Consider the following 15159-nt stretch of genomic DNA (forward strand, 5'->3'; position numbering starts at 1 on the left):
GACGGCCGCAGGACCGTCCGCTCCGGCGGGAGCGGACGATCGCCGGCGACGCGCTATCCGGGAATGGCTTCCAGCTCGGCGCGCAGCTGCCGCGCACCGTCGACCATATGGCGCAGGGCCTGCTCCACTTCGGGCCAGCCGCGGGTCTTCAGGCCGCAGTCGGGGTTGATCCACAGCTGCCCGGGCTGCAGCACGTCGAGCGCCTTGTGCAGCAGGTCGAGGATTTCCTCCTGCCCGGGCACGCGCGGGGAGTGGATGTCGTAAACGCCGGGACCGATGCCGTTCGGGTAGCGGAAGCGGGCGAAGGCGTCGAGCAGTTCCATCCGCGAACGGCTGGTCTCGATCGAGATCACGTCGGCATCCATCGCCGCCACCGCCTCGATGATGTCGTTGAACTCCGAATAGCACATGTGGGTGTGGATCTGGGTCGCATCGCGCACGCCGCCGGCGGCGATGCGGAAGCACTCCACCGCCCACGCCAGGTAGCCGGGCCAGTCGGCGCGACGTAGCGGCAGGCCTTCGCGCAGGGCCGGCTCGTCGATCTGGATCAGCCCGATGCCGGCCGCTTCCAGATCGTGCACCTCGTCGCGCAAGGCCAGCGCGATCTGCCGGCAGACGGTTTCGCGCGGCAGGTCGTCACGCACGAACGACCACTGCAGCATCGTCACCGGGCCGGTCAGCATGCCCTTCATCGGCTTGTCGGTGAGCGACTGCGCATAGCGCGACCAGCGCACCGTCATCGGTGCGGGCCGGGCCACGTCGCCCCAGATCACCGGCGGCTTCACGCAGCGCGAACCGTAGCTCTGCACCCAGCCGAGCCGGGTGAACAGGTAGCCGTCCAGCTGTTCGCCGAAGTACTCGACCATGTCGTTGCGCTCGGGCTCGCCATGCACCAGCACGTCCAGCCCGAGGCGCTCCTGGAAGCGCACCACGCGTTCGATTTCCGCCCGAAGCCGCTGCTCGTAGGCCTCGTCGTCGAGCTTGCCGGCGCGATGCGCGGCGCGTGCCTTGCGCAGGTCGTCGGTCTGCGGAAACGAGCCGATCGTGGTGGTGGGCAGCGGTGGCAGGTCGAGGACTTCGGCCTGGGACGCCCGGCGCACCGCGTGGGCGGATCGGCGCAGGCAGGCCTGCGGGCCGAGCGCGTGCAGGCGGCCACGCACGCCGGCAACGACCACGCCGGGCGCATTCGCCTGCGCGTCCAGCAGCCCCTGTTGCGCGGCGAGCGCGGCATCGGCTTCGGGCTGGCCGGCGAGGGCATCGGCGTACACGCGCAGCTCCTCGATCTTTTGCCGCGCGAACGCCATCGACGCGCGTCGCTGCGGGTCGAGCCCGGTTTCCGCCTCAAGGTCGATCGGCACATGCAGCAGCGAGCACGATGGCGCCAGCCACAGGCGTTCGTCGCCGATCCGCGCCCGTGCCTTGCGCAGCAACGGCAGCACGCGTCCGGGATGGCTGCGCCAGATATTGCGGCCGTCGACCACCCCGGCGCTGAGGATGCGGTCGGCGGGCAGCGCATCCAGCACGGCATCGAGTTGCTCCGGTGCGCGCACCAGGTCGACGTGCAGGCCATCGGCCGGCAACGCGGCGGCCATGGCCAGGTTGTCGCCCAGTGCGCCGAAATAGCTGGCCAGCAGCAACCGCGGCGTGCGCGCTGCGGCGAGTGTCGCGTATGCATGACGGTACGCCGCGCGGTCGACGTCCTCCAGGTCGAGTACCAGGCAGGGCTCGTCCAGTTGCACCCAGTCGGCGCCGGCGTCGGCCAGTTGCCCGAGCAGGTCGGCGTAGGGTGGCAACAGGGCATCGAGCAGGGCGAGCCGGTCGCTGCCGTCCACCGTCTTGGAGAGCAGCAGGAACGACACCGGACCGAGCAGCACCGGCCGCGCATGCAGGCCGAGCGACCTTGCCTCGCGGAATTCCGCCAGCGGCTTGTCGCCGTTGAGTGCAAAGCGCTGACCGGCCTGCAGCTCCGGCACCAGGTAGTGGTAGTTGGTGTCGAACCACTTGGTCATCTCCAGCGCGTGCAGGTCGTGGCCGCCACGCTTGTGGCCGCGGGCCATCGCGAAGTAGCCGTCCAGCGCGTTTTCCGCAAACACCGGCCGGTAGCGCTCGGGGATGGCGTCGAACAGCACGGCGGTATCGAGTACGTGGTCGTACAGGCTGAAATCGTTGCACGGCACGACATCGGCGCCGGCAGCGTGCGCCAGTTGCCAGTGGCGAAGGCGCAGGGTGCGGGCGGCGTCCTTTAGGGCCCGTGCGTCGGTGTCGCCGCGCCAGTGCGCTTCGAGTGCGCGCTTGAGTTCGCGTTTCAGGCCGATGCGCGGAAAGCCGGAATGGGTAACGAGTGACATGGATATTCCTCCTGCAGGATGGGCAAAGAGGAACGAAGGAGATGGCCGGCAGGATCGCCGGGCCGTTGACCTTCGCCCCCGCGGGCGAACCGGCGTTGCCGCGGGCAGGCGAAGCCGGCGCGAAGCCCGGAGGGCAGCGACGCGCAAGCTTCGGCGTTCCCCGCGGAAACGCCAGGCCGGACGGAAACGCATGTGCGCGCTTCCGGCTGAGGTAGGTATTCGGGCTCGTGGACGTCTTGCGCGGCCTGCTATCCGTCGCTTCCCGGGTGCATCGCAGCCAGTGCCTGTGACGGAGGTCGTTTCCACATACCGCTGCGGGGCAGCGCCGGATTCGCACCGGCTTCCCTTGAATTCATCTCTTTATACGCATAGAAAGATGAATACCATCAGCGAGTCGCAAGTTAGCCGTATGGACGTCCAAAGTCAAATGACGACGATCGCCCGTGGGAGCGGCTTCGGCCGCGATGTTCTTTGCAGATCGTGGAGCTGCCGCGGCTGAAGTCGCTTCAGAAGGGCTGCGCGCTTCTGCAGGAAGGGCCGATCAGGCGGCCAGGCGCTCGCCGCTCGCCAGCGCGGCGAAGTAGTCGCGGGTCAGGCGCAACTGCTCGCCGGCGGTTTCGGCGCGGTTGACCACCTGGCGGAACGCGGCGTTCTCGGGGCGGTCCTTCGCGTACCAGCCCAGGTGCTTGCGCGCGATACGCACGCCGGCTTGCTCGCCGTAGAACGCGTACAGGTGTTCGAGGTGGCCGAGCAGGATCGCGGCGACCTCGGCCGGTTCCGGTTCGGGCAGCAGCTCGCCGGTAGCGAGGTAGTGGCCGATCTCGCGGAAGATCCATGGCCGGCCCTGCGCGCCGCGGCCGATCATCACCGCGTCGGCGCCGGTGATCGCGAGCACGTGCTTCGCCTGCTGCGGGGTGCAGACGTCGCCGTTGGCCAGCACCGGGATGCGCACGGCGGCCTTCACCGCGGCGATGGTGGCGTACTCGGCCTCGCCCTCGTACTTGTCGGCGCGGGTACGGCCGTGCACGGCCAGCGCGGCGATGCCGGCATCCTCGGCGATGCGCGCGATGGTCAATGCATTCCTGTTGTCGCGGTTCCAGCCGGTGCGGATCTTCAGCGTCACCGGTACGTCGACGGCATCGACTACGGCCTTGACGATGCGCGCCACCAGCGGCTCGTCCTGCAGCAGGGCCGAACCGGACCACACGTTGCACACCTTCTTGGCCGGGCAACCCATGTTGATGTCGATGAGCTGCGCGCCGTTGGCGACGTTGAAGCGTGCCGCCTCGGCCAGCATCGCCGGATCGTAGCCGGCGATCTGCACGCTGACCGGTTCGGGTTCGCCGGCGTGGTCCATCCGGCGCAGCGACTTGCGCGTCTGCCACAGGCTCGGGTCGGCGGTGGTCATCTCGGACACGGCCAAGCCTGCGCCGAGCCGTTTGCACAGCAGGCGGAACGGCTTGTCGGTGACGCCCGCCATCGGGGCGAGCACCAGCGGCGGGTCGATCAGGTAAGGGCCGATTTGCATCCGCCCATTGTAAGTGAATCGCGGAAACTGCCGTGCCGACGGCCTCCGGGATCGCTTATCGGCGGTGGCGCCGTCGGCGCGCGCGCCAGAACAGGAACCCGGTCACCAGGAAGAAGGGCGGCAGCAGGCCGCACAGCAGCACCAGCAGCTTTCCGGCCAGGCCGCCCACGCTGCCGGCGTGCAGCGGATAAACCGCGTTGCTGAGGCGCGCGCCGGTGCCTTCGGCGGTGGCGTCGACGGCGCCCAGCACCTGGGCCCGGTAGGGATCGAGCCACACCTGGCTGCGTCCGACCGGATGCCATTCGCCCGGCGCCCGTGCGCGAATCGTCACGCGGCCGTCGTTGGCCGCGGGCAGCGCGATGCGGCGCAATTCGGCGCCCGGCAGCGCGTGTTGCGCGGCGTCGAGCACCGCCGCCCAGTCGATCGCCTGCGGGCGCGGCGCGATGCGGGCCGGCGTCGGCGTGGCCGGCGCATCCGCGAACAGCGCCTGCAGGACGTGTCGGGTGCCCGCGCCGTAGACCATCAAGGTGCCGGTCAAGGTCACCAGCAGCAGCAACGGCAGGCTGATCGCCCCGACGTTGCGGTGCCAGCTGACCCAGCGCCGCGCCGGCGGCTGCGTGTAGATGCGCAGGCTGCCGCGCAGGTTCCGCCGGCCTGGCCACCACAGCCACACGCCGGAAAGCAGCAGCCCCAGCATGAGCCAGCCGAGCACGCCCAGCACGGCTTCGCCGGTTTTCCCGGCGAGCAGGTGGGTATGCCAGTCGCGCAAGGTCAGCAGCGGGTCGCTGCCGGGTGCGCGCGTCAGCAGCAAGTCGCCATTGGAGGGATCGAGATAGCGCCGTGAGCCGTCGGAAAAATACAGCTGCCACACAGGCAGCCCGGCGGTCGGCAGATCGGCGCCGCGCAGTCCCCTGGACGGCCATTCGTGCGCGATGCGCGTCAGCACGGCCGTGCGCGCCGCCGCGTCGGGCAACGCGTGTGCGGCCAACGGCGGATGCATCAGCCGCAGCAGCGGACCCTGCAGCACCAGCACGCTGCCGCTGAGCGCGATCAGTGCGTAGACCAGCCCCACGCTGAGGCCAACCCACAGGTGCAGGCGCTTGAGCCAGTGCCGCACGGCGCCGGCATGGTGCGCGGATGCGTCGACCGTGGTCGCGGCGGGCACTTCAGAAGGCCTGCTGCCAGGTCAGCGAGACCACGCGGCCGCGGCCGGCGAAGTACGAGTCATCGTCGCCGACGGTCTGCGAGACGTAGTTGATGAACTGCCGGTTGGCCAGGTTCTGCACGCCCAGCGTCCAGTCGCCGGCGCTGCCGCTGTGCCATTTCAGGTAGGCGTCGGCGGTGCTGTAGCCGTCGAAGCGCGCGCTGCGCCGGCCCAGCGTGGCGAAGTCGCGGCTGTAGGCGTGGCTCAACTGCAGGTAGCTCGACAGCGCGTCGTTCCAGCGCTGCGTCCACGACAGGTTGAGCCGGTTCGGCGCGATGTTGGCGCCGTCGAGGTCGGAGTCGACCTGGCCGTCGCCGTTGCGGTCCGAGCGGCCGCGGTTGATCGCGAAGGACGCGTCGAGGCGGGTGCCGTCGAACGGCTGCCAGTTCGCGCGTGCCTCCCAGCCGCTGATCGCAGTGCGCTGGCGCATCACGTTGTAGACTTGGTTCGGCGCGTCGAACACCAATACCGAGCCGAGCCGTGAGCGCGAGACGTAGTAGCTCACCCGCGCGCCCGCGCGGTCGCCGGCGTACTCGGCGCCGGCTTCGCGGTTGTCCGAGACCACCGGCTTCAAGTCGAGGAAGTCGGCCACGTTCTGGCCCGGCTGGTTGATCGCGCGCAGCACGCGGCCCACGTCGGGCAGGGTGTAGCCCTCGGCGTAGCTGGCGAACAGGTTGAGCCGGCCGGTGAGGTACCAGACCGCGCCGACGTTCGGCAGCGTCTTGCTGAAACTGGTGGAGCCACCCTGCACGGTGACGCCGTTGTAGGCTGCCAGCGTGCGGAAGGTGGGCACCTCCAGCGTGCCGTGCTCGTGGCGCAGGCCGCCGGACAGCGACAGCGATTCGATTGGCCAGTATTCGGCCTGCAGGAACGGCGCCCAGCCGGTGTAGGTGCTGTCCGGCACCCAGTGGCGGCCGGTGTGGGTCAGCTCCTGGAAGGTGGTGTCGCGATAGCCGTCGGCGCCAGCCAGCAGGGTGAGCTTGTCGTCGAGCAGGCCGCGCCTGGCCCATGACAGCCGCGCGCCGTCCTTGGTCGACGCGTTCTGCGACTGGTCGAAAACGTTCAGACCGTAGGCCGGGTCCTGGAAGGTGGCGAAACGTCCGCCGCCGAACAGTTCGCGGTTCTTCTGGTGATAGAGCTGCGCGCGCAGCTCGCCGCCGGCCAGCGCCGGGTCGCGGTAGTCGAGGCTGCTGGTCAGCACGCGGTTGCGCGGCGCGTCGCCGGGCTGCTTGCCGCGGATCGAGGTGGTCGGCAGGTCGTTGGCCATGTCGCCCGGCACCGCGGTGTAGTCGCCGTCGCCCTGCAGGTCGAAGCGGTTGACGGTGAGCTGCAGCCGCCGCGCGCCGGCGAAGTCGTAGCCGAGCTTGGCGAAGCCGTCCGTGCTCACCGAATCCATCAGGTCGCCCTGGGTGCCATCGACGCCGATCAGCCGCCCCTTCGCGTCGGCGTACATGCCGCGTTTGCGTCACGACGCGCCGGCGACCAGGTCGAACGCGCCGCTGCGCAAGCCGAGCAGGTACGCCGCGCCGTAGCCCAGGCCGCTCGCGCCGCGGGTCGGCGCGCCGGTGTTGACGGTGACTTCCTGGCGCACGCCATCCTGCTTCGGCGCCTGTTTGGTGATGATGTTGATGATGCCGCCGGCGGCGCCCAGGCCCTGCATCGCGTTGGAACCCTCGACGATCTCGATGCGCTCGATCATCGCCGGGTCGATCGTGTAGGCATCGCGCGAACCGTTGCGCAGTGGGCTCGATTGCGGCACGCCGTCGATCATGTACAGCGGATTGCGCCCGCGCAGGGTCTGCCCGCGCGAGCTGAGCTTCTGCGTCGAGGGGGCGAACGAGGGCAGCAGGTTGCCGATGGCGTCGGAGAGGTCCGGCGTGATCGCCAGCTGCTGGCGCAGGTCCTCGCTGGTGATCACCGTGATCGTGGTCGGCAGCGCGCCCTGGCTCTCTGCGGCATGCGCAGCGTGCTTTCGGAGACCTCGATGCGCCTGAGCTCGACGGCATCCTTCTGGTCGGCGGCATGGGCGACGCCGGCGAGCGCGAGGGCAAGAGCGAACGGACGAACGGCGAATGACATGGAGGCCTCCGGTTGGGGAGGTGCATGTTAAATGAAAATGATTCGCAATAACAAATGCCGCTACACCTGCCGCGCCCGGTTCAGTGCGTCGGCACGGCCCGCTGCGCGGCGGCCGAGTCGTGCCGGTGCTTGAACAGCGGCACGAACAGCAGCGCCATCACCAGTGCGTAGCCGGCGAAGGCCAGCCAGATGCCGTGCCAGTCCTTGCAGATCAGCACCGCGTCGTTGCACGCGTGGTTGGTGAAGAAGTGGTCGATCACGAAGCCGGCGATCAGGCTGCCGAGCACGGCGCCCACGCCGTTGGTCATCAGCATGAACAGGCCCTGCGCGCTGGCGCGGATCTTCGGGTCGGCCTGGCTCTCGACGAACAGCGAGCCGGAAATGTTGAAGAAGTCGAACGCCATGCCGTAGATGATGCACGAGAGCACGATCATCCACAGTCCACCGGCCGGGTCGCCGAACGCGAACAGGCCGAAGCGCAGCACCCAGGCCAGCATGCTCATCGTCATCACCGCCTTGATGCCGAAGCGCTTCAGGAAGAACGGGATGGTGAGGATGAACGCGGTTTCGGAGAACTGCGAGATCGAGATGATGATGGTGGAGTACTTCACCGCCAGCAGGTTGGCGTATTCGGGCACCTTGACGAAGTCGCTGAGGAAGGCGTCGCCGTAGGCGTTGGTGAGCTGCAACGCCGCGCCGAGCAGCATCGCGAAGAGGAAGAACACCGCCATGTTGCGGTTCTTGAACAGCACAAATGAGGTGAGGCCGAGCCGGTCGACCAGGCTGCGACCCTGGGCGGCGCCCAGCTTGGGCGGGCACTTGGGCAGGGTGAAGGCATACAGGCCCAGCAGCAGCGAGGCGGCCGCGGCCACGTGGAACTGCGCGGGCGAGGCCTTGAAGCCGAGCAGGCTGGTGGTCCAGGTGGCGGCGATGAAGCCGATGGTGCCCCACACGCGGATCGGCGGATAGGTGTTCACCACGTCCAGGCCGTCCTGCTTGAGCGCGTTGTAGGCCACCGTGATCGCCAGCGAGATGGTCGGCATGTAGAAGCACATGTTCAGCAGCATCACCCAGAACATCTGCTCCGGGTCGCGCACGTGCGGGATCGCGAACAGCACCATCGCGCCGGCGATCTGCAGCATGCCGTACAGGCGCTCGGCGTTGATCCATTTGTCCGCCACGATGCCGACCAGTGAAGGCATGAACAGCGAGGCGATGCCCATGGTCGAGAAGATCGCGCCGAAGCTGGTGCCCGACCAGTGCTGGGTCTGGAACCACCAGGTGCCGATGGTCAGCAGCCAGGCGCCCCAGATGTAGTACTGGAAGAAATTGAGTACGGTAAGGCGGAGCTTGAGGCTCATGGACGAGGGTTCCCCTGCAAGGCCGGGGTCGGCCCCGTGGCCACGATGTCGTAGCGGGGCAGGTTAGACGACGCCGGCGCCAAGCGGCAAGGTGCGATGCGACAGGTTCAATCCGCGGCGGCAAGCGCGGATGCCACCCGTTCGCGCAGCACCGGCAGCAGCTCGGCCTCGAACCACGGGTTGTGCAGCACCCAGGGCCGGTTGCGCGGGCTGGGGTGCGGCAGCGGCAGCACGCCACGGGCCAGGTGCGTGCGCCAGTCGCGCACCGTGTCGGTGAGCGTCGCCGCGCGTGCGCTGCCCAGCAGCCCCGCCTGCGCATACTGGCCGATGGCCAGGGTCAGACGCACGCGGGGCATCAGCGGAAACAGCTGCGGGTGCCAGATCGCCGCACATGCGGGGCGTGGCGGCAGGTCGCCGCTGCGACCCTTGCCGGGGTAGCAAAAATCCATCGGCACGATCGCCACGCGCGCGGCGTCGTAGAACGTGTCGCGACCGATCTGCAACCAGTCCCGCAGCCGCTCGCCGCTGACGTCGTTGAACGGGATGCCGGTCTGCTCGACCTTGCGCCCCGGCGCCTGGCTGACGATCAGCAGTCGCGCCGACGCCGACGCCTGCAGCACCGGGCGCAGCCCCGGCGGATTCTGCTGCGAGCAGGTGCGACAGCTGCGGATGTCGGCCAGCAGCTCCTCCATCCGGCGCGACAGTTGCGGCAGTTCCGTCGGCGATGGCTCGCGACGAGTGCGATGGGCGTCGTTCAAGGCAGCAACTTCCCCGGGTTCAGGATGCCGTCCGGATCGAACGCGGCCTTGATGCCGCGCATCAGGCCCAGCGTCGCGCCCGAAAGCGCCAGCGGCATGAATTCGCGTTTCACCGCGCCGATGCCGTGCTCGCCGGATAGCGTGCCGCCCAGCGCGAGCACCCGTTCGAGCAGCTCGGGCAGCGCAGCGTAGGCGCGCTCGATCTCGTCCACGTCGCGCGGCAGGAAGTTCACGTGCAGGTTGCCGTTGCCGGCGTGGCCGAAGCTCACGATCGGCACGGCGTGCTTTTCCGACAGCGCGCGCACGCTGTCCACCAGCGCGGGCAGACGCGAGACCGGCACCACCACGTCCTCGTTGATCTTGTGCTGGGTCACCGCGCGCTGGGCGAACGACAGCGCCTTGCGCGCAGCCCACAGCGCGCGGGTCTGCGCTTCGTCGCGCGCCACCTCCAGCCGTACCAGACCGTCCACGCGGGCGGCGGCTTCGACCGCGGCGCAGGCCGCCTCCAGCGCATCGGGCGCGCCGTCCAGTTCGATCAGCAGCAGCGCCGCGGCCTCGGGCACGCCGGCCTCGGGCTGGTGTTCGCGCGCCAGTTTCAGCGCCAGCGCGTCCATGAACTCCAGCGCGCAGGGCGTGGCCGGCTGCGCCATGATGCGCGCCACCGCCTGCGCGGCGCTGGCGGCGTCGCGGTAGCTGGCGCGCAGGCTGCGCAGCGCCGCCGGCTTCGGCGTGAGTTTCAAGGTGGCCTCGGTAATCACCGCCAGCGTGCCCTCCGAGCCGATCAGCAGGCGGGTGAGGTCGTAGCCGATCGCGCTCTTGCTGGTCTGCGTGCCGCAGCGGAAGCTTTCGCCGGTGCCGGCCACGCCGGCCAGGCCCAGCACGTTGTCGCGGGTGGCGCCGTATTTCACCGCGTGCGGCCCGGCGGCATTGCAGGCGAGGTTGCCGCCCACCGTGCACCACGGCGCCGAGCCCGGGTCGGGCGCCCAGAAGAAGCCGTGCGGCGCCAGTGCCTGCTGCAAGGCCTCGTTGGTCACGCCCGGCTCCACCACGGCGAGGCGGTCGTCCGGGGCGATGCGCAGGATGCGGTTCATGCGCATGAAGTTCGCCACCACGCCGCCCGCCAGCGGCACCGAGGCGCCGGTGGAGCTGGTACCGCCGCCGCGCGCGGTAAGCGGCACCTTGTGTTCTCGGCAGGCGCGCACCAGCGCCTCGACCTGCGCGTGAGTGGTGGGAAATACCACCGCGTCGGGCAGGTGTTCATGGCGGGAATTGTCGCGGGCGGCGGCGCGCCGTTGGTCGGCGGCCGTGGCGAGTGCATCGTCGGGGAAGATCTCGCGCAGGTGGGTGAGCAGTGCGTCAGGCAGCGGCATCTGCAAAGCGTAATCCACTCTGGGGGAGAATTTGCTGCGCCAGATCAGCCGGGCCGGAATCGGTCAGGCCAGATCAGCCGGCTTCGAATGCGCCGCGCAGCCATTCGCGCCGGATGGCATCGGATGGGCCGTCGTAGCTGACCACGTCGAAGCGGCAGCTGCGCCGCGCGTGTTGCGGGTGCGCGGCGAGCCAGTGTTGCGCGGCGAGGATCAGTTTCGCCTGCTTGGCCGCGGTGACCGAGGCGGCGGCGTCGCCGTGGCTGGCGCTCTTGCGGTAGCGCACTTCGACGAACACCACGGCGTCGCCATCGCGCATCACCAGATCCAGCTCGCCATGGCGGGTGCTGTAGTTGCGCGTGAGCAGCGTGAGGCCGGCGCGCAGCAGTTCGGTGCAGGCGCGCTGCTCGAAATCGTCGCCGGCGGCGCGCATCAGTCCGCCGCGGGCTGGAAGGTTCCGCTCGACGGCGAGCTCGACGGCGCCGGCTCGGCGCTGGCGGGCGGCGCGTTCGAGGGTGCGTCGTCCAACTGCAGGCTGCCGCCCAGCGGGCGCGCCAGGCCGTTCTGGAACTGCGCCCAGATCAGCACGCGGCGTACCCGGCCGAACTGGTCGGCGGCAAGCTGACCGCTGGCGCCGGGCACGTAGCTGCCCGGGTGCGCGCGTAGCCACTCCAGGTAGGGCACCAGGTTCCATGCGTCCATGCCGAATGCGAACAGCCGCGCCGCGCCACCGCGGGCCGCCGGCAGGCGTGCGGCGATGCCGTCGCGGTTCGGCAGACCCGGCTGGGCGTCGAACAGCCACGGCGCGTCGCAGAATTCCACGCCGTCGAGGTCACGGTTCGCGGCGACGTCGTCGCTGCCCGCGTAGACATGCGAGGTGGCGATCACCGGCAGGTTCACCTGCGCGATGCGCAATTGCGGCAGCAACAGGCGCGCCTGTTCCGGACGCATGCTGATGAAGATGCCGGCGTCGCTCACCGCGCCGCCGAGAGCGGCTGCCGCCGCGGTGCCGGCGGTCGCCGGTTCGACCGCCGCCGCTGGCGGCGCGTTGGTGCCGGTGGGAAGCTTCAGTCCGGCGATGAGGTCGGCGTAACTGGTGACGCCCGGCGGCAGGGTGACGGTGCCGGCGAGCTCGCCGCCGCGCGCCGCCAGCTCGGCCTTGAACGCGCCGGCGGCACGTTGCGCGAAATCGTCGGTGGAGACCATGGCATAGACCCGGCGCAGGCCGCGTTCGACCATGTGGTCGGCGGCCTGGGCGCCTTCGGTTTCCGGCAGCAGGCCGAATTCGCTGGCATCGCCGGTGGGCAGCTGCTTGTCGTCGGGGTGGTTCAGCGCCAGCAACGGCACCGGCAGTCGCGCCTGGCTGAACACCCCGGCGACTTCACCGCGGGTCAGCGGGCCGACCACCAGCCGCGCGCCGTCGCTGACCGCCTGCTGGTAGGCCTTGACCGCACCGTCGGCGGTGCCCTGGCTGTCGTAGACGCGCACCGGGGGACGTGGCGCGTGGTTGCGCCCGGCGTCGAGATAGGCCGCGAAGAAGCCTTCGCGGATCGCGGTGCTCGCCGCGGCGTAATTGCCGTCGCTGGGCAGCAGCAAGGCGACCTGGTTGGGCGCCTTGTAGCCCTCGCGCACGTTCGCGCCGGTGCCGGGCAGCAGGGTGCCGACCGGCTGCTGCAGGTCCGGCGGCGGCTGCGCCACGGCGACGCCGAGCTGGTTCAGCGCCTCGTTCACCCACGGCAGCATGCGGTCGCCGCGCTGCATCGCGGCGGCGCGCTGCTTGAGCGACTCGACGCCGACCTGGCCCAGCAGGTCGAGGATCTGCTGGCGGTTCTGGGTGTGGTCGTAGCCGCTCAATTGGCCGTCCATCTGCACGCGGGTGCGTGCGGCGCCCCAACGGTCGCCGCTGGCGGCCATCGCGCGGGCACGCCACTCCAGCAGGCGCAGCTGCAGCGCCGGCGGCACGGCGACGTTTGGCTGGGTGGTGAGCCGCAGCGCGGTGGCGGCGTCGTGGCGGTCGAGCGCGAGCTCGGCCTGCAGCAGGTCGAAGCGCAGCGGCTCATCGCCGCTCAGGCGCTGGCGCTTGATCTCGGCCAGCACCGGGGCGACGCGTTCGAGCCGACCTTCCTCGCGCCATGCCTCGGCGGCCAGCAATCGGTAGCTGTCGGCGTGGCCGCGCGACTGCGCGGCGAGCGCCAGCCAGGCCTGCGCGGCCTGGTCGAACTGGCCCTGCCGGGACAGCGCCTCGGCGCTTTGTACGGCGGCAAGTTCGGCCGGCGAGCGCGGCGTGTTCGCCGGCACGCAGGCGGCCAGCACCAGTGAAAACAGCAGTGCGATCGCGGCGACGCGCGAGAGGCGCATGAAGCGCATGGGAAATCCCTTGTTCGTCAGGGTCGTCAATGCGCGATCATAGCGGATCGACTTGCCGGCTTACGGCGCAGGAGTTTGCAGATGTCAGCACCATTAGGCTGCTTGTGGGTGGTCGCCACGCCGATCGGCCACCGCGACGACCTGTCCGCACGGGCGATCGAGACCCTGCGCGCGGTGGCGGTGATCGCCGCCGAGGACACCCGCCACAGCCGGCCGCTGCTGCTGCATCACAACATCGATACGCCGCTGATCGCGCTGCACGAACACAACGAGCGCGACGCGGTGGAGGCGATCGTGCGCCGGATGCAGGGCGGCGAAGCGGTGGCGCTGATCTCCGACGCGGGCACGCCGCTGATCAGCGACCCGGGCTTCCGGCTGGTGCGCGCCGCGCGCGCGGCCGGCATCCGCTGCATCCCGGTGCCGGGTGCCTGCGCGGCGATCGCGGCGCTGTCGGTGGCCGGCCTGCCCAGCGACCGTTTCGTGTTCGAGGGTTTCCTGCCGCCGAAGGCAGCGGCACGGCGCAGCCGGCTGCAGGAGCTGGCGGGCGACGCGCGCACGCTCATCTTCTATGAGTCGTCGCACCGCGTCGCCGAGAGCCTGGCCGACATGCGTGACGTGTTCGGTGCCGGGCGTGAAGCGGTGCTCGCGCGCGAGCTGACCAAGCTGTTCGAGACGGTGATCGGCGAGCCGCTGGCGGAGCTGGCCGAACGCGTGGCGAACGATCCCGACCAGCAGCGCGGCGAGTGCGTGATCCTGGTCGCCGGCCGCGGCGAGGAGGCCGACGCGAAGCTCGCCGAAGGGCGGCGTGTGTTCGCGATCCTGCGCGAAGAACTGCCGCCGGCGAAGGCGGCGAAGCTGGCGGCGGCGATCAGCGGTGCGCCGCGCAGGGCGTTATATGAATCGTGAGGCTGGTTCCGGCGCGCTTTTCCGAATCCCGACTCCCCAATCCCGAATCCCGGCCATTACAATGGCTCCCGGAGTCGGCCGGACAGTCGCGTCGCGCGCAAGCGCATCGAGGAAAGTCCGGGCTCCGCAGGGCAGAGTGCCAGGTAACTCCTGGGCAGCGCGAGCTGACGGCCAGTGCAACAGAGAGCAGACCGCCGATGGCCCGCAAGGGCACAGGCAAGGGTGAAAGGGTGCGGTAAGAGCGCACCGCGTACGGGGCCAACGCCGTACGGCACGGTAAACCCCACTCGGAGCAAGACCAAATAGGGGAACGATAACGCGGCCCGCGTTGTTCCCGGGTAGGTTGCTGGAGCCAGGCGGCGACGCCTGGCCGAGAGGAATGACTGTCGCGCCGCAAGGCGTACAGAACCCGGCTTACAGGCCGACTCCACCTCTTCATGCGTTCCTCACCGCTGCGGCCCGTCGCCGCGGCGGTGAGCGGCGTCCGTGTGTGAATGGCGATTCATCCCCGAGCGGTGTCACGGTGCCGATCCGGCCGGATTTCATCCGGTCTGGGCTCGCGGTGGTGCATTTGGAATTTTAAAAAATTCCCTGCTATCAAACACCTTGCAGGCGTTCCTGAGAATATGCTGGATGTACGGTCAGCATTCTGCCTTTACTCCTTGATTCACAAGCGAAATTGCCTTGACAGTCTCATGGGGCGAGATTATCGTGGGCTCCAGTGTGAAATCGTGGGTTTTAGTGGAGTCTGCTGACCGTGTTCCAGGGCGAAACCGCCATCACCATCGACGACAAGGGTCGCCTGACCATCCCTACCGCCTATCGGGAGCAGGTGGCGGGCGAGTGCGCGAACCGTCTGGTGCTCACCTACAACCCGTTCGAGTCCGGCTGCCTGTGGCTGTTCCCGTACGCGGCGTGGGAGTTGGTGCGCGACCAGGTCAATGCGCTGTCCAAGGTGGTCAAGGCGCATCGCGACATGCAGATGAAGCTGGTCGGCGCAGCCGCCGTGGTCGAGCCCGATTCGGCGTCGCGGGTGTTGCTGCCGGCCAGCCAGCGTGCCACCACCGGCATCGAGAAGAAGGCGGTGCTGCTGGGCATGGGCGACAAGTTCGAGCTGTGGAGCGAGCAGGAGCACCTGAAGAAGATCCGCCAGACCATCGGCGAAGGCGAGATCACACAGGCAATGGCGGAATTGCGCCTGTAAGGCGCGATCGGCATGTGGGCGGGACGGGAGCGGGAGT

General features: G+C 69.5%; 13 protein-coding genes, 1 other RNA gene and 1 riboswitch. Of the genes, 3 read left to right on the top strand and 11 right to left on the bottom strand.

Features of this window, described 5'->3' with window-relative positions; translation table 11 throughout:
* Positions 1–53: 53 nt before the first annotated feature.
* The 11 genes from metE to RHOOR92_RS0108815 all read right to left on the bottom strand — a co-directional run bounded on the left by metE (position 54) and on the right by RHOOR92_RS0108815 (position 13012).
* Positions 54–2348, bottom strand: a complete 2295-nt coding sequence (gene metE / locus RHOOR92_RS0108775; RefSeq protein WP_027490078.1) for a 5-methyltetrahydropteroyltriglutamate--homocysteine S-methyltransferase — start codon at positions 2346–2348, stop codon at positions 54–56.
* A 192-nt stretch (positions 2349–2540) separates the two neighbouring features.
* Positions 2541–2751: riboswitch (cobalamin riboswitch) on the bottom strand.
* A gap of 138 nt (positions 2752–2889) precedes the next feature.
* Positions 2890–3876, bottom strand: coding sequence for a tRNA dihydrouridine synthase DusB (gene dusB, locus RHOOR92_RS0108780; RefSeq protein WP_027490079.1), 987 nt, complete (start codon positions 3874–3876; stop codon positions 2890–2892).
* Between the two features lie 55 nt (positions 3877–3931).
* Complete coding sequence (locus RHOOR92_RS0108785) at positions 3932–5041, bottom strand: PepSY-associated TM helix domain-containing protein (RefSeq protein WP_027490080.1); 1110 nt, start codon at positions 5039–5041, stop codon at positions 3932–3934.
* Position 5042: 1 nt separating this feature from the next.
* Positions 5043–6533, bottom strand: coding sequence for a TonB-dependent receptor (locus tag RHOOR92_RS18625; RefSeq protein ID WP_051281171.1), 1491 nt, complete (start codon positions 6531–6533; stop codon positions 5043–5045).
* 12 nt (positions 6534–6545) lie between these two features.
* Positions 6546–6998 carry a TonB-dependent receptor plug domain-containing protein gene (locus RHOOR92_RS19010; protein ID WP_050980811.1) on the bottom strand — a complete coding sequence of 151 codons (453 nt, stop codon included), beginning with the start codon at positions 6996–6998 and terminating at the stop codon, positions 6546–6548.
* Positions 6995–7159, bottom strand: a complete 165-nt coding sequence (locus RHOOR92_RS19850) for a hypothetical protein (RefSeq protein ID WP_157781450.1) — start codon at positions 7157–7159, stop codon at positions 6995–6997. The genes RHOOR92_RS19010 and RHOOR92_RS19850 overlap by 4 nt, the downstream gene beginning before the upstream one ends.
* Before the next feature lie 80 nt (positions 7160–7239).
* Positions 7240–8520: a nucleoside permease gene (locus RHOOR92_RS0108795; RefSeq protein ID WP_007509370.1), complete on the bottom strand. Its 1281-nt coding sequence runs from the start codon at positions 8518–8520 to the stop codon at positions 7240–7242.
* 107 nt (positions 8521–8627) lie between these two features.
* Complete coding sequence (locus RHOOR92_RS0108800) at positions 8628–9212, bottom strand: uracil-DNA glycosylase family protein (protein WP_027490081.1); 585 nt, start codon at positions 9210–9212, stop codon at positions 8628–8630.
* 62 nt (positions 9213–9274) lie between these two features.
* A complete protein-coding gene (locus tag RHOOR92_RS0108805; protein ID WP_027490082.1) occupies positions 9275–10648 on the bottom strand; it encodes an FAD-linked oxidase C-terminal domain-containing protein in 1374 nt (457 codons plus the stop codon).
* 73 nt (positions 10649–10721) lie between these two features.
* Positions 10722–11078, bottom strand: a complete 357-nt coding sequence (locus RHOOR92_RS0108810) for a YraN family protein (protein ID WP_027490083.1) — start codon at positions 11076–11078, stop codon at positions 10722–10724.
* Complete coding sequence (locus tag RHOOR92_RS0108815; protein ID WP_027490084.1) at positions 11078–13012, bottom strand: penicillin-binding protein activator; 1935 nt, start codon at positions 13010–13012, stop codon at positions 11078–11080. The genes RHOOR92_RS0108810 and RHOOR92_RS0108815 overlap by 1 nt, the downstream gene beginning before the upstream one ends.
* Before the next feature lie 81 nt (positions 13013–13093).
* Between RHOOR92_RS0108815 and rsmI the strand changes: the two genes are divergently transcribed.
* The 3 genes from rsmI to mraZ all read left to right on the top strand — a co-directional run bounded on the left by rsmI (position 13094) and on the right by mraZ (position 15122).
* Positions 13094–13918 carry a 16S rRNA (cytidine(1402)-2'-O)-methyltransferase gene (rsmI, locus tag RHOOR92_RS0108820; protein ID WP_027490085.1) on the top strand — a complete coding sequence of 275 codons (825 nt, stop codon included), beginning with the start codon at positions 13094–13096 and terminating at the stop codon, positions 13916–13918.
* 70 nt (positions 13919–13988) lie between these two features.
* Positions 13989–14351: RNase P RNA component class A (gene rnpB, locus RHOOR92_RS19015), an RNA gene on the top strand.
* A 324-nt stretch (positions 14352–14675) separates the two neighbouring features.
* Positions 14676–15122: a division/cell wall cluster transcriptional repressor MraZ gene (mraZ, locus tag RHOOR92_RS0108825; RefSeq protein WP_007509356.1), complete on the top strand. Its 447-nt coding sequence runs from the start codon at positions 14676–14678 to the stop codon at positions 15120–15122.
* Positions 15123–15159 lie beyond the last annotated feature (37 nt).

This window comes from Rhodanobacter sp. OR92, from assembly GCF_000427545.1.
Lineage (GTDB): Bacteria > Pseudomonadota > Gammaproteobacteria > Xanthomonadales > Rhodanobacteraceae > Rhodanobacter > Rhodanobacter denitrificans.